This window comes from Cellulomonas denverensis (genome assembly GCF_012396125.1).
Taxonomy (GTDB): Bacteria; Actinomycetota; Actinomycetes; order Actinomycetales; family Cellulomonadaceae; genus Cellulomonas; species Cellulomonas denverensis.
Window position 1 is genome coordinate 184,419 of sequence record NZ_JAAXOX010000002.1, and the last position, 21,890, is coordinate 206,308.

A 21,890-nucleotide genomic window follows, 5' to 3' on the forward strand; every position below is an offset into this window, starting at 1 on the left:
AGGCTGCCGGTATGAAGGTCACCACCCGCAACGCCCGCTTCCAGCAGTGGCTGGCGCTGCTGACCAACCGGAACAAGCGCCAGCGGCTCGGCGAGTTCCTGGTGCAGGGCGTGCGGCCGATCACCGTGGCGCTGGAGCGCGGCTGGCCGGTGCGGGCCCTGTTGTCCGACGCCGACCGGCCGCTGTCCGCCTGGGCCCGCCAGGTGCTGGCCGACGCCCCCGGCGAGCGGTACCACCTGAGCGGCGAGCTGATGGCCGAACTGGGCGAGAAGGACTCCCAGGCCCCCGAACTGCTGGCGGTGTTGGGCATCCCCGACGACGACCTGGGCCGGATCGAGGCCGGGCCCGGCTTCCTCGGGGTGGTCTTCGACCGGCCGGCCAGCCCGGGCAACCTGGGCTCGATCATCCGCTCCGCCGACGCCTTCGGGGCCGGTGGCGTGATCGTGACCGGGCACGGCGCCGACCCCTACGACCCGGCGGCGGTCCGGGCCAGCACCGGGTCGTTGTTCGCGGTGCCCACCGTGCGGGTGCCCTCGCCGCGGGAGGTGCTGGACCGGGTCGCTGCGCTGCGGGCCGGTGGGGTGCCGGTGCAGCTGGTCGGCACCGACGAGCACGGCGACGCGGAGGTGTTCGAGGCGGACCTGACCGGGCCCACGCTGCTGGTGATCGGCAACGAGACCACCGGGTTGAGCGCGGGCTGGCGGGAGGCGGTGGACCGGATGGTGCGGATCCCGATGACCGGCTCGGCCAGCTCACTGAACGCCGCGAACGCCGCGAGCGTGGTGCTCTACGAGGCCGCGCGGCAGCGCCACCGGGCGGGGTGACGCCGCCGGCGAGCGGTCAGGCCGGGACCATCGCGGCCCGGACCTGCTCGACCAGCGCGGGCGGCACCTCGGTCAGGCCGTGGTCCTCCCCCGCGTGCCGGGCCACCTGGTCCAGGATCTGCTCCTCGGTGCCGGTGAACGTGCGGGCGCAGCCCGGGACGATGTCGCCGCAGCGGAATGCCTTCATCGGATGCCTCATCTCGGTGGGTGCCCCCGGGATCGGGGACGAGTTCAGGTGCCCGGGGCGTGACAGAGCGCGACCACCAGCGCGTCGACGGTGACCAGGCCGATCACGGCGCCCGCGGCATCGGTGCACACCAGGGGGTCCCAGCGGGCCGGTTCCGGGCGGAGCATCGCGCGGCGCGCCACCTCGATCACCGAGGCACTGGGCGCCACGGTCATCGCCGGCACCCAGCGGCCCGTGCCGCCGCGCACCTCGGTCACCCGCCCGGCCGCGGACAGCAGCACGTCGCTGCCCTCCCGGACCGCTCCGGGCCTGGCCGGCCGGATGATCCCGGCGACCGTGTCGGTCAGCGAGGTCCGGGTGGCGGTGGCCCGGATGTGCGCCGCGTCCGGGCCCGGCAGCGCGGGCAGCATCTGCGGCTCCGGGCGGGCCAGCGCCCAGCCCTGCCCCAGCGGCACCCCCAGTTCGATCAGCGCGTCCAGCTCACGCCGGGTCTCGATCCCTTCGGCCAGCAGCCAGCCGTCCATCCGGCCGACCAGGTCGCCGAAGACCTCCACCAGGGTCCGCTTCACCGGGTCCGCGTCGATCCCGGTGATCAGCGTGCGGTCGAGTTTGACGATGTCCGGTCGCAGATCCAGCAGCAGGTGCAGGCCCGCGTACCCGGTGCCCGCGTCGTCCATCGCGATCAGCGCACCGGCCGACCGCGCCCGGTCCAGCACGGCCATCGCCCGGCCGCCGGCATCCACCCGGGTGTGCTCGGTCAGCTCCAGCACCAGGCGGGACAGGTCCCCGCTGCGGGTCAGGGCGTCGGCGACCTGGTCGTCGGCCAGCAGGTGCGGGTCGATGTTGACGGTCAGGAAGGTGTTCGGCGGCAGCTCGGCCCGGGCGGCGATCGCCTTGTGCAGCACCCGGGCCTGCAACGCGGGGTTGTCGCCCCAGTGCTGGGCGGCGGCGAACCAGATGTCCGGCGATGCCCGCCACGGCCCGTCGAACCGGGACAGCAGCTCGTAGCCCGCGACCAGGCCGGTGGACAGCGCCACGATCGGCTGCGCGTGCAGGTGGTGGCCGGCCGGGTCGTCCCGGAGCTGGCGCAACTGGTCACGCCACCGCGGATCCTCGACCGGGGGCGCGGGCATCTCGACGTCGATGACGTCCCCCTCCGCTGCTGTCGCTGCACGCCCGATTCCTTGAGCTCCCACCCCATCGGCCGCGCACCCCCGGGGCTGTAGCGGAACGGACGAATCGCCCGGCCTTTCACCCGCGGCGCCCGGGCTCAGAACTCCTGGAAGTGTAGGAGCTCCGACCGCGAGCTCAGGCCGAGCTTGGACAGCACGTGGCTCATGTGGTTCTCCACCGTGCGCAGCGACAGCACCAGCCGCTCGGCGATCTCCCGGTTGGTCATCCCGCGCCGGGCCATCGCGGCGATCTCCCGCTCCCGGCGGGACAGCACCTCGATCCGCAGCGCCGAGTACTGCGGCTGCTGGTGGCCGGGCAGCATCTCGGCCAGCGACCCGACCGGCACCTCCTCCGGTCCGAGCATCGCCACCGCCTCGCGCACCAGCTCCGGGGTGACCAGCGCCTGCACGTGCTCCAGCGCCGCGCGGGCGGTGGGCAGGTCGCGCTCGACCACGGCACCGTGCAGCTGGACATAGGGCGCCAGGAAGGTGGCGCGCTCCTCGGCGTCCAGCCCGCGCATCCGGACCAGCTGATCCGCGGTCAGCGGCGGCGGCAGCATCACCCAGTGCTGCAGCGCCGGCATGACCAACCCACCCTCGGCGAGTTCGGCACCGCGCCGCCACAGGGCGCTCTCGGCACCGGCACTGCCCTCCAGCTGGTCCAGCGTGGTGCGGGCCAGCACCGACAGCGAGTCCAGCGACGGGTGGTAGGCGACCGGGGTGGCGTCCAGCTCCGAGACCAGGGTGCGGGCGGTGTCGATGTCCCCGCTGCGCAGCCGGAGCATGGCCGCGATGGACAGCCCGCGCCGGTAGAAGGTGTTCTCCAGCGGACCACCCGGGCCCAGCCCGAGCGCGGCATTGATCACCCGCCAGGCGACCGCCGGACGGCCGGTGTGCACCAGCACCTCGGACAGCACACAGGCGTGCGCCCGCACCCCGAGCGGGTCGAGCGACTCGTAGGCCCGTTCGAACAGCTGGCGCTCCCAGCTCTCGGCCGCGGTCAGGTCGCCGCGGGCCAGCAGGGCGACGCCCTTGATCGCGTCCAGGTAGTGCTGCAGCTGCCCGCCGTACTCCGGGGTGACCTCCCGGGTCTCGCACACCGCCACCGCCGAGTCCAGGAAGCCGGCCTCCAGCAGGCTGCTGGCCTGCACCACCGCGACCCAGCCGTCGATGTAGGAGTCGCCGCTGGTCGGCGTCGGGTGCCCGTCCAGCAGGTCCGGGTCCGCGGAGTCCGGATGCCGCCCGGCCGCCAGGATCCGTTCCCGCAGCTCCATCGCCGCGCGGTACCCGGCCAGGTCCTCGTGGTGCTCGGCGACGAACCGCTCGATCGCGGCCGCGTCCTCGCCCTTCCAGGCCAGCCAGCGCACCTGCAGCATCCGGAACAGCGCGCGATCCCCCGGGGTGTCGTCGGGGTCGAGCTCGGTGGTCTCGAACACCAGGTCCAGCGGGGTGTGCGCCGGGCCGCGCATCACCAGCATCAGCAGCGCGTTGGCGTGGGCGACCGAGGGCCGGACCCGCCACTGCGCGCGGCACTCCGCCTCCTCCACCTCGGTCTGCTCGGACAGCAGGCCGTCGAGTTCCAGGCTGCGCTGCCAGAACACCTCGGTCCGGGTCGGGTTGTCGTCCAGCAGCATGTGCTCGAACACCTCCCCCGGCCACCGGTTCTCCGGGGTGATGGCGGCGGCATCGGCGAGTTGCTGGGCCAGCTGCTCACGGCGGAAGTGGTCCAACCGGTTGCGCAGCGCCTGGGCCAGGGCGGGCGGCGCGACCGACAGGGTGTGCACGTCCTCCGCGGTGCGGAAGGACACCACCCGGCGGCGGCGGGCCAGGCTCTGCCAGACGTGCCGGGGGCGCAGCGCCGCGGCGGTGTCGGCGGGCAGGGTGCCGACCCAGGCCAGCAGCTCCAGGGCGTCCAGCTCGTCGGTGTCGAGCGACGAGACCAGGCCGTTGACCACCGCGTCCACCGGCACCTGGCTCATCAGGCCGTCCCAGGTCCAGATCCCGTCCCGGCGGCGCACCGCCCCCACGTAGCGCGCCGCGTCCAGCAGGGCACCGGCCACCCGCAGGTTCCCGGCCGAGTGCACGGTGATCATCGAGGTCAGGCCGACATCCGCCTGCCCGCCGAGCCGGTCGGTGACCAGCTGGGACATGGTCAGGAAGCTCAACGGCCGGACCACCACCTCCGCCGGGGACCGCTCGGCCAGCAACCAGCGCGCGCCGGGGGTGGACGGCCGCCGGCTGCCGTCGGCCCGGGACACCACGGTCCGCACCCCGGTGCGCTGCACCGCCGCCGCGATCACCGCCGCCGACCCGTCGTCCACTCGGTCCAGGTCGTCCACCAGCAGCACGGAGCGGGAGTCACCGAGCTCGGAGGTGAGCCACTGGGTGAGCACCCGCTCGATCGCCAGCCGGCCCTGCGGCAACGGCGAGGGCGCGTAGTCGTGGTTCACCAGCGAGCCGAACAGCGTCCAGTCGGCGGCCCGCAGCAGCACGGTATTGGTCCGGCGGCGCACCAGTTCCTCCGCGACCCGGGTGAGCACCTGGGACCGGCCGGACCCGGAATCACCGCGCACCAGCACGTCCCGGCCGAGCGACAACCAGGAGACCACCGATTCCACGGTGCTCTCGATCGTGTCGTTGGCGTGTGTCTCCTCGCTCATGGCCGCCATCGTCGCGGGGCGCGGCGAACCCTCATTCCTGCGTGGTGCCACTTACCCAGGCTCACCGCAACCGGTCCAACCGGGCCTGCAGCAGGCAGAAGACATTGCCCTCCGGGTCGGCCAGCACGTGCCAGGATTCCTCGCCGGTCTGCCCCACGTCGGCCGGCCGGGCACCCAGGTCCAGCAGCCGTTGCAACTCCTGATCCTGGTCCCGGTCGGTGGGGCTCAGATCGAGGTGCAACCGGGGCTTCGCGGGGCGCGGATCAGGGTGCTTGCTCAGGATGATCGTCGGTTGCAGGCCGCCGAAGCCCTCCGCCGGGCCGATCTCCAGCGACCCGTCGTCCTCCTCGTCCAGCACCACGAACCCGAGGACCGCACACCAGAACGCGGCCAGTCCGGCCGGGTCCCGGGTCTCCAGGACGAGCTCGCTGATCCGACTGGCCATCCCCCACCCCCGTGGCGTCGAGTGCACCCCCGGTGTGACGCTACTCTCAGCCGCCACCCACGCACCCGGACGGCGCCCGGGTCACCAGTCGTGGACGCTGCCGTCCAGCAGCCGGTTCACCGGCAGGTACGCCGGGACGTAGGGGTGTGCGGCGGCCAGCTCCTCGTCCAGCTCGACCCCGATCCCGGGCTGCTCACCGGGGTGCAGGTAGCCGTCGGTGAAGGTGTAGGCGTGCCGGAACACCCGCTCGGTGAGTGGCGTGTGCCCGCTGTACTCCTGGATGCCGAAGTTGTGGATCGCCAGGTCCAGGTGGATCGCGGCGGCCATGCCCACCGGTGAGATGTCCTCCGGCCCGTGGATGCCGGTCCGGATCTGCTGCTGGGCGGCATAGTCGAACAGCTTGCGCAGCGGCGACACCCCGCCGAAGTGCGTCACCGCCGACCGCACGTAGTCGATCAGTCCCTCGTCGATCAGGGTCCGGTAGTCGTGCACGGTGTTGAAGACCTCGCCGATCGCCAGCGGGGTGGTCGAGTGCTGCCGGACCAGCCGCAGCGCGGTCTGGTTCTCCGCCGGGGTCAGGTCCTCCAGCCAGAACAGGTCGAAGGGCTCGACGGTCCGGGCCAGCCGGGCGGCCTCCTGCGGGCTGAGCCGGTGGTGCGCGTCGTGCAGCAGCGGCAGCTCGGGGCCGAACTCGCTGCGCACCGCTGCCAGCACCTCCGGCACGTGCCGCAGGTACCCGGCGGTGTCCCAGTCCTCCTCGACCGGGAGCACCCGCTGGTCGATCCGCTGCCCGTCCGCCTCGGCGGCGATCGCGGTGCCGTCGTGCACGCCGTACACCCGCTGCAGCCCCGGCACCCCGGTCTGCACCCGGACCGCGGGGTAGCCCTCCGCCAGCCGCGCCCGCACCGAGTCCAGCAGCTCGGGGATGTCCCGGCCGTTGGCGTGGCCGTAGGTGCGGACCCGGTCCCGCGACGCGCCACCGAGCAGTTGGTAGAGCGGCAGCCCGGCGATCTTGGCCTTGATGTCCCACAGCGCCACGTCCACCGCGGCGATCGCGGCCATGGTCACCGGGCCGCGCCGCCAGTACGCCCCGCGGTACAACGCCTGCCAGGTGTGCTCGATCCGCTGCGGGTCGGTGCCGATCAGCAGCGGCACCACGTGATCGCGCAGGTAGGACACCACCGCCAGTTCCCGGCCGTTCAGCGTGGCGTCGCCGAGGCCGGTCACGCCCTCGTCGGTGGTGAGCTTCAGGGTGACGAAGTTGCGGCCTGGGCTGGTGACGACGACATCGGCGCTGACGATTCTCATGCGCCCATCATGGCAGCGGCGTGGGAGCGCTCCAGCCACTGAGCCCGACCACCTCGGCCGCGATGTCGGCGACCTCCCGGCCGTCGGTGCGCACCCGGTGCACACCGGCCGGCGCCCGCTCGGCCAGCAGCCGGGCCATCCGCGCGCTGCGGCCCAGGTGCTCGGCCAGCCCGCTCCCCCGCTCCCGGGCGCCCAGCCGGGTCGCGACCGTGGCGTCCTCGGCGGTCAGCTCCACCAGCGTGGTCCGGACCCGGGGACCGAGCACCGCGGCCAGTTCCGCCGCCTCCAGCACCGCCGCCGAGTTCACGTACAGCACCCGGTGCAGGCCCAGTGCCCGGACGTTCGCCCACAGTGCGGCCAGGTTGGCCCGGGTCAGCCGGGAACCGTCCGGATCGTCGGCGGGCTTGGGGTGCACGGTATCCAGCAGGTCGCCCTCCAGGTGCCAGTGCGCCACCTGCGCGCCGGCCAGCCGGGACGACACCTCGTACGCCACGGTGGTCTTGCCGACGCCGGAACGGCCGGAGAGCAGGAGCAGGTCGGGGATCATCCCGCCCAGTCAGCCAGAACCGGTCCGTCCGCGGCCACCGGATTTCCGGCAGGATCGGGGCCATGCCGATCGACGACCAGACCCAGGCGACCGTCCGGGAACTGTGGGCGGTGGGTGATGCACACCAGCGCCCGCCCGCCCCGGTGCCGGAGTCCGACCCGTGGGCCGACCCGGATCAGGGCGCCGACCCCGGGGTGACCGTGGTGTCCTTCCCGGGCACCCCGGAGATCGAGGTCCGGCTGTACGCCGACGGCCGGGACACCGTGCTGGTGGAGACCACCGCGGACTTCGAGGTGCCGCGCACGGACGTGACCGCCCTGGTCGGTGAGGTGCTCGCCGGGCGGGTGCTGCGCCGCCCCCGGGTCCGCGGCGTGCTCGGCAACCTGGCGGCGAGCCTGATGGGCAGCCCGGCACCGGCCGAGGCCGAGATCCGGGTCGGCGACCGGGTGTACTCCACCCCGATCACCGCCCGGCAGCCGCTGTCGGTCTGGTTGATGTCCCGGCCGCTCGCCGACGACTGACCGCTACTGCTGCGGCGGCTGCTGCTGTCCCGGGTAGCCCTGGTACCCCGGGGTCGGGTAACCGCCGGACTGCGGACCGTAGGGCGGCTGGGCCGGGGCCTGCGGGGCGCCGTACCCGGTGGGCTGACCGCCGTAGGGCTGGTGGTGCTGGTCCGGGCGGGGCGCGGACGTGAGCGCCTTCACCACCAGGCCGGCGCCCAACAGGGCGGCGCCGGTGAACCCGGTCAGGTTGATCACGGTGCCGAACAGACTGAACGCGCCCCAGCCGAAGGTGCCCATCCCGCCGTAGTAGCTGTTGAGGAACGCCCCCTGGGCGACCTGGTAGACCAGCTGCAGCAGCAGCGCACCGCCCAGCAGGCAGATGCCGGTGGTGATCAAGGCCTTGGCGGACGGACGTGGGGACATACCGGCTCCTCGGGTGCGTGGGACCGACGTCGGTCCGCGGGTCACGGTAGCGCGACCCGCCGACCGGGCGGACGACTCAGCTCAGGTCCACCGGCTCCCCCGGGGTCAGCCGGCGGTACTCGGTCGCCCCACCCAGACCGCCCACCAGTCGGTCGGCGAGTGCCAGGCCCGGCTCGGACAGGATCGCGTCGTGGATCGGCACCGCCACCGCCGGACGCACCGCCCGCACGTAGTCGATCGCCTCGGCCAGCTTGAGCCACGGCGCCGCCACCGGCACGAACAGCACCTGGACGTCCACCCCGGGCACGGTCAGCGCGTCGCCGGGGTGGAACCAGCGCTCGTCCACCAGGTAGCCGACATTCTCCGGGCGGGGCACGTCCGGGTGGATCAGCCGGTGCTCGCGGCCCAGCACCCGCACCGGGAACCCGGCGACCGTCAGCGCCTCGCCGTCCGCCACCGCATACACCCGATCGGCGGACACCCCGGCGCCGGTCAGCACGGTCGCCACCGACTCCGGGCCCCAGACCTCGAGGCCGGGCCGGGCGGACAGTGCGGCGACCACCTCGTCCACCGCCAGGTGGTCCACGTGGTCGTGGGTGACCAGGATCGCGTCCGCGGCGGCGAGCACGCTCAGGTCGGAGAACCCGCCCGGGTCGATCACCAGCCGGGTGTCGTCACGGTCGAAGGACAGGCAGGCGTGGCCCCAGCTGGTGATCGTCGTCATGACCCCAGCATCACCCCGGGCCCGCCCGCCCGTCGAACGCTCCGCGCGCGCCCGCGGCCAGGGCGGATACGGTACGGGGGTGCTGGTGCTCGGAGTGTGTTCGCTGAAGGGCGGCGTCGGGAAGACCTCGGTGACCCTGGGCCTGGCTTCTGCCGCCCTGGAACGAGGACTGCGCACGCTGGTGGTCGACCTGGACCCCCAGGGCGACTCGACGCTGGCGCTGGCCACGGCGCCCGCTGCCGGGTCGGTGGCCGAGGTGCTGGACGACCCCGGGCTGGAGACGCTGAACCAGGCGATCGCCGCCAGCGGCTGGGCCGACGAGGGCCTGGACGTGCTGGTCGGTTCCCCGGACTCGGCCCGGCACGACGGCTACGGCCACGACGGGTCCACCCGGGAGCTGGACCGGCTGCGGTTCGCCCTGGCGTGGTTGAACGCCTACGACCTGGTGCTGGTGGACTGCCCGCCGTCGCTGGGTGGCCTGACCCGCACCGGCCTGACCGCCTGCGACCGGGCCGTGGTGGTGACCGAACCCGGGCTGTTCGCGGTGACCGCGGTCGGCCGGGCGATGCGCACCATCGACGAGCTGCGCCGCGGACCGGCGGCCCAGCTCCAGCCGCTGGGTGTGGTGGTCAACCGGGTGCGGGCCCGGTCGATCGAGCAGGCGTTCCGGCTGGAGGAGCTGAGCGGGCTGTACGGGCCGCTGGTGCTCAGTCCGTTCGTGGCCGAGCGGGCGGCGTTGCAGCAGGCCCAGGGCGCGGCCCAGCCGATCCACGCCTGGCCGGGTCAGGGTGCCCGTGACCTGGCGGACAGCTTCGAGCAGTTGCTGGACCGGGCGCTGCGCGCTCCGCGGACCTGAGGTTCAGAGCCCGGCGCTCACCGTGCCCAGGCCGAGCGCGACCACCGGGATCAGCCAGCCGGCGGCCACCGTGCCGGTGCAGATCCCGGTGCACACCAGCGCACCCCCTCGTCCTCGGCTCGTCCGGCGGCCGGCGCGCACCCGGCGCCGCCGCTGCTGCAGGAACCACAGACCACAGGCGATCGCCCCGACCCCGGCCAGCACCCCGGCGGTGACCAGCGCGACCGCCATCCCGTAGCGCATCTGACCGCGCACCAGCACCAGCAGCGGCAGGGCGAGCAGTTGAACGGCGATCGCGAGCACGCCGAGGGCGGCGGACCAGCGGGAGGAGCGGGGGACGTACATCGGCGATCCCAGGGGCTGAGCGGGCGGGAGGCCGACGCTAGGCAGCCAGTCTGGGAAGACGATGGGAGGCGGGACGGCCGTCACCGACCGTGCACCACCTCTGCACACCCCTAGGGGCGGGGCTCAGCCCGCGGTGCGGCGGGCGCGGCGAGCGGCGAGCTCGTCCTGCGGGGAGTCGATCACCGGCTGGTCCTCGGCCCGCTCGGTCGGCAGCTCGGCCAGTGAGCCCTCGACCTCGCGCCAGACCCGGCCGACGGCGATGCCGAACACGCCCTGACCGCCCTGCACCAGGTCGATCACCTCGTCGGCGGAGGTGCACTCGTAGACCGAGGCACCGTCGGACATCAGGGTGATCTGCGCCAGGTCGTCCACGCCCCGCTCGCGCAGGTGGCCGACGGCGGCCCGGATCTGCTGCAGCGAGACCCCGGTGTCCAGCAGTCGCTTGACCACCTTGAGCACCAGGATGTCGCGGAAGGAGTAGAGCCGCTGGGTGCCGGAGCCGTGCGCGGGGCGGACGGTGGGCTCGACCAGACCGGTCCGGGCCCAGTAGTCCAGCTGGCGGTAGGTGATCCCCGCTGCGCGGCAGGCGGTGGGGCCGCGGTAGCCGGAGGCGGTGTCCAGGTCGGGCAGCTCGTCGCCGAACAGGAGGCCCTGCGCCCGCTGCGGGATGCTGCCGGCGGCGTCGGCCGTCTGCTCGGTGCCGGTCACGGGTGCCTCCGAAGGGTCCGAACCGCCACGGTCGGGCGGTGCGTATCGAGTCTGGTGGTAACGCTAGGGCGGGGGGCTGACACGGTCAACGACCGGCCACCCGGCGCGGGAGGCGTGTCGTGGTCGGCGTGTCTTACCTTCGACCTGAGGTTGAAACTACCGGTTCTCCGAGTCGGATGCAGGCGACGCGCCGTCATCGCCGAAATCTTCCGGATCGACCTGATCGAGGAACTCGCGGAACCGCTCGACCTCCTCCTCGGAGTCGCCGTCCTCCCCCGCCGATCCGTCCGTGACCTGCGCCTCCACCCCGGCCTGGGCCAGCACGTCCACCGCACACAGCACCGGGCACTCCATCCGCACCGCCAGCGCCAGCGCGTCCGAGGCCCGGGCGTCCACCCGCTCCTCCTCGCCCAGCACCAGCGCGGCGTGGAAGATCCCGCCGCTCAGCTCGGTGATCTCCACCCGGGTGAGCCGGGTGCCGAGGGTGTCCAGCACCGAGCGCAGCAGATCGTGGGTCATCGGGCGGGGCGGCACGATCCCGGCCTGGGCGGTCGCGATCGCCGCCGCCTCCACCGGGCCGATCGAGATCGGCACGACCAGCTCACCGACCGGCTCCAACAGGAGGACGACCAGCTCCTCGTCATCGGGGTGCCGGCGGACACCGAGCACCTCCACCTCGACCAGATCGTCGTGCATGACGCCACGCTACGACCGCGGCGCGCAGTGCGCGCGACGCGACCTGGTCAGTCGGTGAGTCCGGCCACGCCGCCGCGGACCAGGGCGGTGTGCAACCGGGTGCACAGCTCCCCCACCTCGGCCGCCGTGGTGCTGGCCCGGCCGCGGGCGGACGGGGAGTTCTGCCCCCGCCACGGTGCGACCACCGTCTCGACCAGGTCGATCTGCCGGTCCGCCGCGGTGCGGAACGTCCGCAGGTGCCGGGCGTGCAGACCGTGCTCGGCCAGGGCGGCGGCCGCGACCACGACCTCCTTGGCCCAGGCGTCGACATGTCCGGAGGCAGAGGTGCGCAACACCCCGGCGGCGATCAGGTCGGTGACCACCGACTCGTCCACGCCGACCTCCGCGGCCAGCTCGGCCGGGGTGTACCGCCCGTCGCCCGGACCCTGCCGGACCACGCCGTCCTCGGCCACCACCCGGGCGGCGGGGGCCGGCTCGGTGACGATGCCCGCGTCCAGCTCGGCCAGCCGCTCCCCGATCACCTTGAGCGGGACATAGCGGTCCCGCTGCTCGCGCAGCACGAACCGCAGCCGCTCCAGGTCGGCCGGGCTGTACTGGCGGTACCCGGCCGGGGTGCGCAGCGGCTCGACCAGCCCTTGCTCCTCCAGGAAGCGCAGCTTGGAGTTGGTCACCGCGGGGAACTCGACCCGCAGCGCGGCCAGCACGTCGGAGATCCGCATGGTCGCCGCACGGGACAGTCCACGCGGCCACGGACCGGGCGCGGCGGCATCGACCCGGGCGGGCGGCGTCGACGGGGTCTCGGACCTCGGCTCCGGGGCTCGGGCGGGACGTGCCGCCATCAGGCCTCGGCCGCCGGGCGGTGGGCGGCGGGGCTGGGGTGGAAGGTCATCCGGAACTTGCCGATCTGCACCTCGTCGCCGGCGCGGAGCAGCACCGAGTCGATCCGCTCCCGGTTCACGTAGGTGCCGTTCAGCGAGCCGATGTCCCGCACCACGAAGTCGTCCAGCTCGCGGACGAACTCCGCGTGCTTGCGGGAGACCGTCACGTCGTCCAGGAAGATGTCGGCATCCGGGCTACGGCCGGCCACGGTCCGCTCGGCATCCAGCAGGAAGCGGGCGCCCGAACCGGGGCCGCCCCGCTGCATCACCAGCAGCGCCGAGGTCCGCGGCAGCGCCTGCACCGCGGCGGCCTGCTCCGCGGTCAGCCCGGCGGCCGGGATCGGGTCGGGGTCCAGCGCACCGAGGTTGCCGAACGCGAGCGTGGTGTCCTCCGGCCGAGGCCCGTCCTGGCCGGTCCCGGATGCACCGGGCACCTGCTGCTCCTCGCTCATGCCACCTCCCAGCGTGGATGCCGTCCGACCTGGGCGGTCGCGCGGCGTCGTGTCACCGTCCCGACCTGCGCCGGGGTTCCGCGGACAGCCTATGCGGCCGGACGGTCATGAGCACACCCCATCCGGGTGGATCAACCCTCGGATTCGGGTTCGGGGGTGGCGTACTGCGGATCGCTGAGCTCCCGCAACGCGGTCACCTGGACCAGATCGCGTTGGTCGACCCGGGCGGTGCCGCCGTCGATCTGCACCTTGGCCACCGCCCCGCCGGGGATCGCCATCGCGGTCGCCATCGTCTCCGGGTCGCCGATCGCCAGCCAGCGGTAGGGCGGCTGCTGCAGCACGCCGTTCACCTCGACCCCGGCCTCGGTGGCGACGATCGAGCTGGTCGCGGTCAGCCGCTGGTCGCCGAGCTGCACCGCCTCCGCCCCGGCGTTGCGCAGCTCCTCCAGCAGGTTGAGCAGGGTCAGGGCGGACACCGACCGGCCCGCGTCCTCGATCGTGATCTCCACCCCGGGTCCCTCGGCGGGCAGCCGGCCGGCCAGGATGCCCTGCGCCGCGGCCGAGCGGGTCGCCGCTTCCAGGGCCGCCTCCCGGCTGGTCGACCCCGAGCGCAGGTCCTGCCGGGTCCGCTCCAGGCCCGCCACCTGGTCGGCCAGCTGATCGGCCTGCCGGGTGGTCTGGTCCAGCAGGCTGACCAGCTCGGACTGACGCATGGTGGACAGCGAGTCCTCGCCGGTGGACCGCACCTGCAGTGCGATCCCGAAGCCGAGCAGCAGGCAGAGCAGGCCGGTGATCACCTGGGCCCGGGTCGCCCGGGGGCGCAGGGCGTGGGCCAGGGTGCGCCAGCCGTCCGCCGCCGTGCGCTCCGCCACCTCCGGCGCGGGCTGCGGCGGGACGTCCTGGTCCGGCTGCTCGGCGGTCATGCCTTGAACAGGTGCCGCCGGATCGCGGCCACGTTGGAGAAGATCCGGATGCCCAGCACGACGACCACCCCGGTGGACAGCTGCGAGCCCACCCCCAGCTGGTCGCCGAGGAAGACGATCAGGGCCGCCACCACCACGTTCGACAGGAAGGACACCAGGAACACCCGGTCGTCGAAGATCCCGTCCAGCACCGCGCGCAGGCCACCGAACAGGGCGTCCAGGGCCGCGACCACGGCGATCGGAAGATACGGCTGCAGCTCGGCGGGGATGGTCGGCTCGAAGACCAGACCGGCGATCACGCCCAGGGCCAGGCCGATGACGGCGATCACTCAGCTCTCCTCCGGGTCGGGTGTGCCCAGTGTGGCACTCGGGTCGTCGATCACGCCGACACCCTCGGGCAGCGTCGCCGACCGGAGGGTCGGGGTCGCGGCGGCGGGCAGGTGCAGCTCCGGCTGCGAACTCAGGTTCACCCCGATGCCGTAGGTCGACTGCAGCACCGCCAGCAACTGCCCGGCGGTCGAGCGGGCCAGGGCGGTCTGCATCCCCTGCGGGTCGCCGATCGCCTCCACCACATACGGCCCGACCAGCGGGACCACGTCGACCAGGATCGCGTCACCGGCGGTCCGGATCGCCGTGGTCGTGCTCAGCCGCTGGCCGTTCACCGCGATCGCCTCGGCGCCGGCCGCCCACAGTCCGTTCACCACGGTCTGCAGGTCGGAGTCGCGCACCCGGGAGTCCGGGTCGGCCTCCAGGTCCTCGTCCTCGGCGTCGGTGAGCGTGATCCGCAGACCCTCCCCGGTGACCGCGACACCGCCGGTGGCCAGCTGATCGGCGGCGAGCTGGTCGAGCAGGGGTGTGTCGGTCCCGGCCAGGGCGGCGGCCTGCAGGGTGTCGATCTCGGCCTGCAACTCGGTGCTCTCGGTCCGCAGCCGGTCCAGCTCCGCGGTGCGCTCGGTGATCTGCTCGGCCAGCACCTCACGGGCGGCCAGCGCGCCGGGCTGTGGCGCGCGCAGGATCCCGACCGACCAGGTGAAGGCGGCGCCCAGGGCCACCGCCAGCACCGCGACCGCCACGGTGCCCCACCCGGTGCGGCGGGGCGGGTGTCCCTCCCGGATCCGGCGCTCGGCGGCCGCCCGGTAGCCCGGGTCCAGCGGGTTGCGCATCACGTCGGTCAGCACCGACATCGAGGCGTCCCGGCGCCGGGGCTGCTCGGGGGTGGTCACGGGCGCGGCCACGCTCAGACGGCGGCCGGGTGGCCCGGTGCGTCGTCCCGCACGATCAGCGGCCAGGCCTGGCGCACGTACAACAGCCCGGCGAACCAGTACAGGACGATCCCCCACCAGGCGAACGCCCAGCCGAACACCGACGCCAGGTCGCCGACCACGCCGCCCCAGTGCGCGAGCAGCAGCAGCGGGAAGGCGTACAGCAGCGCGAAGGTGCCGGCCTTGCCCGCCAGGTGCACCTGCAGCGGGCCGTAGCCGCGCCGGGCCAGCAACAGCAGCAGGACGAACAGCATCAGCTCCCGGGCCAGCAGCACGCCGACCATCCACCACGGCACCACGCCGCGCAGCGCCAGGCCGAGCAGGGTGATCAGGATGAACAGCCGGTCGGCGGCGGGATCGAGCACCTGGCCCAACCGCGACACCTGGCCGAGCCGGCGGGCCAGCACCCCGTCCAGCCAGTCGCTGGCACCCGACACGGCCAGCACCAGCAGCGCCCAGCCGTCGTGCCCCTGCGCGATCAGCACCGCGAACACCGGGACCATCAGCAACCGGATGAAGCTGATCACGTTGGGGATCGTCCACACGCGGTCGCTGATCTCGGGCTGCGCCACGGGCACCTCCCAACTCGTCGCTCCGGCGTGGACCAGCGCCCATCCTATGCAGGCGCGGGGTGATTCCCGGGACCTCCGGCGGGCGGTGCAGGTACGTGGCGTGCTTGTCTGAGTGGATGCGCAACGACCCGGCCACCATCCAGCGTCTGCTCACCACCCCCGGCACCTGGGCGGTGGTCGGGCTGTCCGGCAACACCGCCCGCGCGGCCTACGGCGTGTCCGCGCTGGTGCAGTCGCTCGGTCACCGGATCGTGCCGGTGCACCCGCGGGCCGAGACGGTGCACGGCGCGCCCGGTGTGCGGACCCTGGCCGAGATCCCGGAACCGGTGGACGTGGTGGACGTGTTCGTCAACGCCGGGCTGGCCGGCGCCGTGGTGGACCAGGCGATCGCGGCCGGTGCCGGGGCGGTGTGGTTGCAGCTGGGGGTGGTGGACGAGGCGGCGGCGACCCGGGCGGAGGCGGCCGGGCTGGACGTGGTGATGGACCGCTGCCCGGCGATCGAGGCGCGCCGGCTGGGTCTGGGTGTCTGACGTCACGGCGGCGCGGTGACCGGCCGGGAGTAGACTGGTCGCTCCTGACGGAGTCCGTCGCAAATCCCGTGTGGCTGTGCTGAGGCCTGCTGTGCCTCGATGTGGGTGTGGGAAGACGCGACCGGTTCCCGGCCGAACCCGGCCGGTCCGACGCCGTCACCCCCCAGCGAAGGCGTGTTGCATGACCGTGCTCGACCCTGCCCTGCCCACCACCGACGAGACCCCCGCCGTCACCTTCGCCGATCTCGGCCTGCCGCCCGCCCTGCTCGGCGCGGTCACCGACCTCGGCTTCACCACCCCGACCGCGATCCAGGCCGAGGCGATCCCCGCGCTGCTGGCCGGCCGGGACATCACCGGCGTCGCGCAGACCGGCACCGGCAAGACCGCCGCATTCGGCCTGCCGCTGCTCGCCGCGGTCGACCCCGAGCTGCCCGAGGTGCAGGCCCTGGTGCTGGCACCCACCCGTGAGCTGGCCCAGCAGGTCGCCGAGGCGCTGAGTTCCTTCGCCGAGGGCATCGACGGCCTGGAGGTCGTCGCGGTCTACGGCGGGTCGCCCTTCCTGCCGCAGGTCCGCTCGCTCAAGCGCGGTGCCCAGGTCGTCGTCGGCACCCCCGGCCGGGTGATCGACCACCTGGACCGCGGCACCATGACGCTGGACGGCGTGAAGTTCCTGGTGCTGGACGAGGCCGACGAGATGCTGCGAATGGGCTTCGCCGAGGACGTCGACCGGATCGCCTCCGCCGCGCCGAAGGAGCGCCAGGTCGCACTGTTCTCGGCCACCATGCCGCCGCAGATCCGCCGGGTGGCCAACGACCACCTCACCGACCCGGTCGCGATCCAGGTCGACCGGCAGTCCTCCACCGTCGCCTCGGTCCGCCAGACCTACGCCGTGGTGCCGTTCCGGCACAAGGCCGGTGCGCTGGCGCGGGTGCTGGCGGTCACCGACGCCGACGCCGCGATCGTCTTCGTCCGGACCCGGTCCGCCGCGGAGGACGTGGCGGTGTCCCTGGTCGAGCGGGGGGTGGCCGCGGCCTACATCTCCGGCGACGTGGCGCAGGGCGACCGGGAGAAGATCGTCGAGCGGGTCCGCTCCGGTGCGATCTCCGTGCTGGTCGCCACCGACGTCGCCGCCCGCGGGCTGGACATCGACCGGATCGGCCTGGTGGTCAACTTCGACGTGCCCGGCGAGCCCGAGGCCTACGTGCACCGCATCGGACGCACCGGTCGCGCCGGCCGCACCGGCGAGGCGCTGACCTTCGTCACCCCGAACGAGAACGGCAAACTCCGGGCGATCGAGCGCACCACCCGCCAGAAGCTGGAGCAGGTGCAGATCCCCTCCCCCGCGGACGTCTCCGCCCACCGGGTCACCCAGTTGCTCGGCCGCGTCCCGGCCCGGCACGACAAGGGCCGCCTGGACCTGTACCGCACCGCCGCCACCGAGTTCCTGGCCGAGCACCCCGAGCTGGACCCGGTCGAGCTGATCGCCACCCTGGCCGCACTGTCGGTCGGCGACGAGGGCCCCGCGCCCCGCGGCGAGCAGGGCGACGACCTGGACGACGCCCTGTCCCGCGCCAGCCTGCGCGACACCGGCCGCGGCGACCACCACGACCGCCCGGACCGCCCGCGCAACGCCGCCCGACCCACCGGTGCGCTCCGGTTCCGGGTCGCCGTCGGCCGCAACCACGGTGTGCAGCCCGGTGCGATCGTCGGGGCGCTGACCAACGAGGGCGGCCTCACCGGGCAGGACCTCGGCAAGATCGACATCTTCAGCAGCTTCTCGCTGGTGGAGATCCCCGGCGGCCTGACCTCCGAGGCCTTCGAGCGGATCGGCCGCGCCCGGGTCGCCGGCCGCCCGCTGCGGATCCAGGCCGACCAGGGCCCCCGCCCCGGCCGTGGCGCCCCGGGTGCCGGCTCCCGCGGCGGCGAGGGCCCGCGCCGCGACCACCGCGAACACCGTGAGGGCGGCCAGCGCCGGCACGAGAGCGGTCCCCGCCGCCCGTCCGACGACCGCCGCGGCCGCGTCCCCGGCCACCGCGACCGGTACTGACCCGCCGGGCGCGCCTCCGCTCGCCGGCCTCCGCCGCCCCCGGCTCGGCCGCCCGGCTCCCGCTCGCCCGGCCCCCGCTGCCGCTCGGCTCCCCCAGTGCCGAGAGTGCACGAATGCACGCCTCAGCGCCCGGGAGGCGTGCATTCGTGCACTCTCGACGCTCCGGACCCGGGCCTCAGCCGGGGCCGTGCGTCGGACAAGCCGCGCGGCCCACGCTCGCCCAGCCCGCACTGCCGGACCCGCATGACTCCCGCTCGCTCGGCTCCCCCAGTGCCGAGAGTGCACGAATGCACGCCTCGGCACGCGGGAAGCGTGCATTCGTGCAACCTCGACGCTGCCGACGCGAGGGCCGGAGCCGGTCGGGCTTCGGATGGGCCTCGTGGGCGCTCTCGCCGGGCCCTCGCTGCTGAATCCGGGCGGCTCCCGTTCGCCCGGCACTCGCCGACGGCCCTACCGGAGGCTCTCGGTGCCGAGAGTGCACGAATGCACGCCTCAGCGCGCGGGAAGCGTGCATTCGTGCACTCTCGACGCGGCTGACGCGGGCTCGGGTGGAGCGCAGGGGCGGGCCGCAGGCAAGGGCGCGCGGCCCAGGGCGGGCCCGAGGACCCGCGCCACGGCCTCGGCGTCGAACGTCGGCACCCGCGGTCCTCAGGCAGTCAGCCTCTGCGACGCCGGCGTCGGACGCCCGCGGGGCTCAGACCGCGGGCGGCTCAGACCGCGGCGCGGACCGCGGCGATGAAGTCGTCGACGTCCTGCTCGGTGGTGTCGAAGGCGCACATCCAGCGCACCTCGCCGGTCGCACGGTTCCAGTCGTAGAAGAACGCCGCGTTCTCGCGCAGGCGGTCGGCGGCGCCGGGCGGGAGGGCGGCGAACACGCCGTTGGACTCGGTGGGCTGGGTGAGCCGGACCCCGGGGATCGTGGCGACGCCGGCGGACAGCCGGGCGGCCATGGCGTTGGCGTGCCGGGCGGAGCGCAGCCACAGGTCGCCCTCGAACAGCGCGATCAGCTGCGCGGAGACGAACCGCATCTTGGAGGCCAGCTGCATGTCGACCTTGCGCTGGAAGTCGATGCCGGGGGTGGCCTCCGGGTCCAGGACCACGACGATCTCGCCGAACAGGGCGCCGTTCTTGGTGCCGCCCAGGCTGATCGTGTCGACGCCGACGTCGGTGGTGAACGCGCGCATCGGCAGGTCGAGGGCGGCGGCGGCGTTGGCCAGCCGGGCGCCGTCGACGTGCACCCGCAGGCCGAGACCGTGTGAGTGCTCGGTGATCGCCGCGATTTCCTCCGGGCGGTAGAGCGTGCCGATCTCGGTGGTCTGGGTGATCGACACCACCCCGGGCTGGGCGCGGTGCTGGTCGCCGAAGCCGTGCGCCTGCCGGTCGATCAGCTCGGGGGTGAGCTTGCCGTCCGGGGTGGGGACCGTGAGCAGCTTCAGGCCGCCGATCCGCTCGGGGGCGGCGTTCTCGTCGGTGTTGATGTGGGCGGTCTCGGCGCAGATCACCGCACCCCAGCGCGGCAGCATGGTCTGCAGGGCGAGCACGTTCGCACCGGTGCCGTTGAACACCGGGTAGCCGACCGCCGCCTCGCCGAAGTGGCCGCGCAGCACCTCCTGCAACCGGGCGGTGTACGCATCCGCGCCGTAGGCCCGCTGGTGACCACCGTTGGCGGCGGCGAGGGCGGCGAGGATCTCCGGGTGCACCCCGGCGTAGTTGTCGGAGGCGAAGGTTCGGGCGTCGGTGTCGTGCAGGGTGTCCACCCCGCCATTGTGCCGCCGTCCGGGCAGTGCTCCGGACCGGCCACTCAGGGGGTGGGGTCGATCCCGGCGGCCAGCTTGGCCCGGCAGTCGGCGCAGGTGCCGACCAGCTCGATGGTGTGCGCCACGTCGGTGAAGCCGTGGGTGGCCCCGACCTGGTCCGCCCAGGATTCGGCGCCGGGGCCGTCGATCTCCACCGCGGTGCCGCAGTACCGGCACATCAGGTGGTGGTGGTGGCTGCGGCGGGCACAGCGGCGGTACACCGACTCGCCCTCCGGGGAGCGCAGGACGTCGACCTCGCCCTGTTCGGCCAGGGTCTGCACCGCCCGGTAGACGGTGGCCAGGCCGGTGGTGGAGCCGTTGGCGCGGAGCAGGTCGTGCAGCTGCTGGGCGGAGCGGAACTCGTCCAGGTCGTCCAGCAGGGACAGGATCTCCGCCCGCTGACGGGTGTTGCGCTGCACGACGGCCATCGGTCCTTCTCTCTCGCCCGGATCAGCCAGCCATGGTAGGCCACGAGCCGGGAACCCGTGACGGGTCCCCGGCTCGTGAACAGTGCCTGCCGCCCGGTGATTCCGGGCGATCAGCTCACTTGGCGACGGCGCGCTTCAGGGCGGAGCCGGCGGTGATCTTCACCCGGTAGCCGGCCGGGATGTCCAGCGGCTCGCCGGTCTGCGGGTTGATGCCGGTGCGGGCGGCGCGCTCGGCGCGGGACACCGCGAACAGACCCGGGATGGTCACGGACTCGCCCGCGGACAGCTGCTCGACCAGGACCTCCTGGAAGGCCTTGAGGGCCGCGTCGGCGGCAGTGTTGGTGAGACCGGCCTTGGCGGCAATCGCCTGGACGAGCTCGGTGCGGTTCACGCTCACGGATGTGCTCCTTGTGGATCGGACGTGGTGATCGGGGCACCGGGGCCCGGGAAGGGCTGCGAACCGGCGGACCGACGGCCAAGACGATAACGGGATCAGGGCCCTGCCGTGCAATGACGGGGCACGGCGTGTCTAGCTGCGAGTGTCCCGATGCCCGTCTAGGTAGTCCAGGAGCTGGTCCACGGGCCAGGTGTTCAGCACCCGGTCCGGACCGATCCCATGGGCGGCGGCCCGCTCGCAGCCGACCGGTTGCCAGGCGAGCTGTCCGGGGGCGTGCGCGTCGGTGTCGATGGTGAACCGGCAGCCCGCCTCGACCGCGATCGACAGCAGCTCGTGCGGCGGGTCGAGCCGGTCCGGGCGGCAGTTGATCTCCACGGCGATCCCCCGTTCGGCGCAGTCCGCGAACACCGCCTCGGGATCGAACTCGCTGGCAGGACGCTTGCGGGAGCCGGTCAGCTGCCGTCCGGTGCAGTGCCCGAGGACGTCGACGCGGGGGTTGGCGATCGCCGCGCGCATCCGCCGGGTCATCGCCGCGCGGTCCATCCGGAGCTTGGAGTGCACCGACGCCACGACGACGTCCAGCCGGTCCAGCAGCGCCGGTTCCTGGTCCAGCGAACCGTCGTCCAGGATGTCCACCTCGATGCCGGTGAGGACCCGGAACGGGGCGATCGCGGCGTTCAGGGCCTCGATCTGGTTCAGCTGAGCGCGCAATCGGGCCGGGGACAACCCGGAGGCGATCGTGAGCCGGGGCGAGTGGTCCGTGATGGCCAGGTAGGTATGCCCGAGCTCCATCGCGGCCAGCACCATCTCCTGGATCGGGGTGGCACCGTCCGAGGCCTCGGAGTGCGCGTGCAGGTCGCCGGTGAGTGCCGCACGGAGCGCTGCCGCGTCGCCGGTCAGCTCCGGGTCCGGGTACGTCGCCGTCAGGTCGTCCAGGTACGGCTGCGGACCGCCGGCGGCCGCGGCGGCGGCGACCTCGGCGGTGCGTGCGCCCACGCCGGGGAGTTCGGTCAGGGTGCCGGAGCGCAGCCGCTCGGCGAGTTCGCCGGGGTCGAGGGTCTCCAGCGCGCCCACCGCCGCCCGGAACGCCTCGGAGCGGTAGGAGGTCGCTCCCCCGCGTTCCAGCAGGTAGGCGGCGCGGCGCAGGGCGGCGGTGACGGTGGCGGGCAGGTCCTGCTCCGGGACCGGGTGCGAGCGGGCTGCCACG

At 73.8% G+C, this 21,890-nt stretch carries 26 protein-coding genes; 5 read left to right on the plus strand and 21 right to left on the minus strand.

Annotation, left to right across the window (positions count from 1 at the left end):
- Window positions 1-11: 11 nt before the first annotated feature.
- Window positions 12-824 carry an RNA methyltransferase gene (locus HGA03_RS04730; RefSeq protein ID WP_168629086.1) on the plus strand — a complete coding sequence of 271 codons (813 nt, stop codon included), beginning with the start codon at window positions 12-14 and terminating at the stop codon, window positions 822-824.
- A gap of 16 nt (window positions 825-840) precedes the next feature.
- Here HGA03_RS04730 and HGA03_RS04735 read toward each other — a convergent pair whose 3' ends face one another.
- The 6 genes from HGA03_RS04735 to HGA03_RS04760 all read right to left on the minus strand — a co-directional run bounded on the left by HGA03_RS04735 (window position 841) and on the right by HGA03_RS04760 (window position 7,143).
- Window positions 841-1,011: a DUF1059 domain-containing protein gene (locus tag HGA03_RS04735; RefSeq protein ID WP_168629087.1), complete on the minus strand. Its 171-nt coding sequence runs from the start codon at window positions 1,009-1,011 to the stop codon at window positions 841-843.
- 44 nt (window positions 1,012-1,055) lie between these two features.
- Window positions 1,056-2,144 (minus strand): EAL domain-containing protein, encoded by a 1,089-nt coding sequence (locus tag HGA03_RS04740; RefSeq protein ID WP_168629088.1) that lies wholly within the window; start codon window positions 2,142-2,144, stop codon window positions 1,056-1,058.
- Between the two features lie 137 nt (window positions 2,145-2,281).
- A complete protein-coding gene (locus HGA03_RS19275) occupies window positions 2,282-4,843 on the minus strand; it encodes a helix-turn-helix transcriptional regulator (protein ID WP_168629089.1) in 2,562 nt (853 codons plus the stop codon).
- Between the two features lie 61 nt (window positions 4,844-4,904).
- Window positions 4,905-5,288 carry a VOC family protein gene (locus tag HGA03_RS04750; RefSeq protein WP_168629090.1) on the minus strand — a complete coding sequence of 128 codons (384 nt, stop codon included), beginning with the start codon at window positions 5,286-5,288 and terminating at the stop codon, window positions 4,905-4,907.
- Between the two features lie 81 nt (window positions 5,289-5,369).
- Window positions 5,370-6,596, minus strand: a complete 1,227-nt coding sequence (manD, locus tag HGA03_RS04755; protein ID WP_168629091.1) for a D-mannonate dehydratase ManD — start codon at window positions 6,594-6,596, stop codon at window positions 5,370-5,372.
- A 7-nt stretch (window positions 6,597-6,603) separates the two neighbouring features.
- Window positions 6,604-7,143, minus strand: coding sequence for a P-loop nucleotide/nucleoside kinase family protein (locus tag HGA03_RS04760; RefSeq protein WP_168629092.1), 540 nt, complete (start codon window positions 7,141-7,143; stop codon window positions 6,604-6,606).
- A gap of 62 nt (window positions 7,144-7,205) precedes the next feature.
- On the opposite strand from HGA03_RS04760, the gene HGA03_RS04765 reads away from it, so the two are divergent.
- Window positions 7,206-7,664, plus strand: a complete 459-nt coding sequence (locus HGA03_RS04765; protein WP_168629093.1) for a hypothetical protein — start codon at window positions 7,206-7,208, stop codon at window positions 7,662-7,664.
- Window positions 7,665-7,667: 3 nt separating this feature from the next.
- Here the strand turns inward: HGA03_RS04765 and HGA03_RS04770 are convergent, their stop codons facing one another.
- Together HGA03_RS04770 and HGA03_RS04775 are read right to left on the minus strand one after the other, a co-directional pair.
- Entirely contained in the window at window positions 7,668-8,069 is a 402-nt protein-coding gene (locus HGA03_RS04770; RefSeq protein WP_168629094.1) for a hypothetical protein, read from the minus strand.
- 76 nt (window positions 8,070-8,145) lie between these two features.
- A complete protein-coding gene (locus HGA03_RS04775) occupies window positions 8,146-8,793 on the minus strand; it encodes an MBL fold metallo-hydrolase (protein ID WP_168629095.1) in 648 nt (215 codons plus the stop codon).
- Between the two features lie 79 nt (window positions 8,794-8,872).
- Between HGA03_RS04775 and HGA03_RS04780 the strand changes: the two genes are divergently transcribed.
- The gene (locus HGA03_RS04780) at window positions 8,873-9,649 is read left to right on the plus strand and encodes a ParA family protein (protein WP_168629096.1); all 777 of its coding nucleotides are present in this window, start codon (window positions 8,873-8,875) and stop codon (window positions 9,647-9,649) included.
- Between the two features lie 3 nt (window positions 9,650-9,652).
- Here the strand turns inward: HGA03_RS04780 and HGA03_RS04785 are convergent, their stop codons facing one another.
- The 9 genes from HGA03_RS04785 to clsA all read right to left on the minus strand — a co-directional run bounded on the left by HGA03_RS04785 (window position 9,653) and on the right by clsA (window position 15,485).
- Entirely contained in the window at window positions 9,653-9,994 is a 342-nt protein-coding gene (locus HGA03_RS04785) for a hypothetical protein (RefSeq protein ID WP_168629097.1), read from the minus strand.
- Between the two features lie 123 nt (window positions 9,995-10,117).
- Window positions 10,118-10,702 (minus strand): MerR family transcriptional regulator, encoded by a 585-nt coding sequence (locus HGA03_RS04790; protein WP_168629098.1) that lies wholly within the window; start codon window positions 10,700-10,702, stop codon window positions 10,118-10,120.
- Window positions 10,703-10,858: 156 nt separating this feature from the next.
- Complete coding sequence (locus HGA03_RS04795) at window positions 10,859-11,398, minus strand: bifunctional nuclease family protein (protein WP_168629099.1); 540 nt, start codon at window positions 11,396-11,398, stop codon at window positions 10,859-10,861.
- Window positions 11,399-11,445: 47 nt separating this feature from the next.
- Window positions 11,446-12,117: a transcriptional regulator FtsR gene (gene ftsR, locus HGA03_RS04800; protein WP_247601897.1), complete on the minus strand. Its 672-nt coding sequence runs from the start codon at window positions 12,115-12,117 to the stop codon at window positions 11,446-11,448.
- A 119-nt stretch (window positions 12,118-12,236) separates the two neighbouring features.
- Window positions 12,237-12,728 carry an FHA domain-containing protein gene (locus tag HGA03_RS04805; RefSeq protein ID WP_168629101.1) on the minus strand — a complete coding sequence of 164 codons (492 nt, stop codon included), beginning with the start codon at window positions 12,726-12,728 and terminating at the stop codon, window positions 12,237-12,239.
- Window positions 12,729-12,859: 131 nt separating this feature from the next.
- The gene (locus tag HGA03_RS04810; RefSeq protein ID WP_168629102.1) at window positions 12,860-13,651 is read right to left on the minus strand and encodes a DUF881 domain-containing protein; all 792 of its coding nucleotides are present in this window, start codon (window positions 13,649-13,651) and stop codon (window positions 12,860-12,862) included.
- Complete coding sequence (locus HGA03_RS04815; protein WP_168629103.1) at window positions 13,648-13,980, minus strand: small basic family protein; 333 nt, start codon at window positions 13,978-13,980, stop codon at window positions 13,648-13,650. Before HGA03_RS04815 ends, HGA03_RS04810 begins: the two co-directional genes overlap by 4 nt.
- A complete protein-coding gene (locus tag HGA03_RS04820; RefSeq protein WP_239073444.1) occupies window positions 13,981-14,886 on the minus strand; it encodes a DUF881 domain-containing protein in 906 nt (301 codons plus the stop codon). It abuts the gene before it with no gap.
- 2 nt (window positions 14,887-14,888) lie between these two features.
- Window positions 14,889-15,485, minus strand: a complete 597-nt coding sequence (gene clsA / locus HGA03_RS04825) for a cardiolipin synthase ClsA (protein ID WP_168629104.1) — start codon at window positions 15,483-15,485, stop codon at window positions 14,889-14,891.
- 116 nt (window positions 15,486-15,601) lie between these two features.
- Here clsA and HGA03_RS04830 point away from each other — a divergent pair, with 116 nt between their 5' ends.
- Together HGA03_RS04830 and HGA03_RS04835 are read left to right on the plus strand one after the other, a co-directional pair.
- Window positions 15,602-16,015 carry a CoA-binding protein gene (locus tag HGA03_RS04830; RefSeq protein ID WP_168629105.1) on the plus strand — a complete coding sequence of 138 codons (414 nt, stop codon included), beginning with the start codon at window positions 15,602-15,604 and terminating at the stop codon, window positions 16,013-16,015.
- Between the two features lie 181 nt (window positions 16,016-16,196).
- On the plus strand, window positions 16,197-18,062 hold the full coding sequence (locus HGA03_RS04835) for a DEAD/DEAH box helicase (RefSeq protein ID WP_168629106.1): 1,866 nt from the start codon (window positions 16,197-16,199) through the stop codon (window positions 18,060-18,062).
- A gap of 710 nt (window positions 18,063-18,772) precedes the next feature.
- Here the strand turns inward: HGA03_RS04835 and HGA03_RS04840 are convergent.
- The 4 genes from HGA03_RS04840 to HGA03_RS04855 all read right to left on the minus strand — a co-directional run bounded on the left by HGA03_RS04840 (window position 18,773) and on the right by HGA03_RS04855 (window position 21,889).
- Entirely contained in the window at window positions 18,773-19,819 is a 1,047-nt protein-coding gene (locus tag HGA03_RS04840; protein ID WP_239073443.1) for a threonine aldolase family protein, read from the minus strand.
- A gap of 44 nt (window positions 19,820-19,863) precedes the next feature.
- A complete protein-coding gene (locus tag HGA03_RS04845; RefSeq protein WP_168629107.1) occupies window positions 19,864-20,286 on the minus strand; it encodes a Fur family transcriptional regulator in 423 nt (140 codons plus the stop codon).
- A 115-nt stretch (window positions 20,287-20,401) separates the two neighbouring features.
- Window positions 20,402-20,683: an HU family DNA-binding protein gene (locus HGA03_RS04850; RefSeq protein WP_168629108.1), complete on the minus strand. Its 282-nt coding sequence runs from the start codon at window positions 20,681-20,683 to the stop codon at window positions 20,402-20,404.
- A gap of 132 nt (window positions 20,684-20,815) precedes the next feature.
- The gene (locus tag HGA03_RS04855) at window positions 20,816-21,889 is read right to left on the minus strand and encodes a PHP domain-containing protein (RefSeq protein WP_239073442.1); all 1,074 of its coding nucleotides are present in this window, start codon (window positions 21,887-21,889) and stop codon (window positions 20,816-20,818) included.
- Window position 21,890 lies beyond the last annotated feature (1 nt).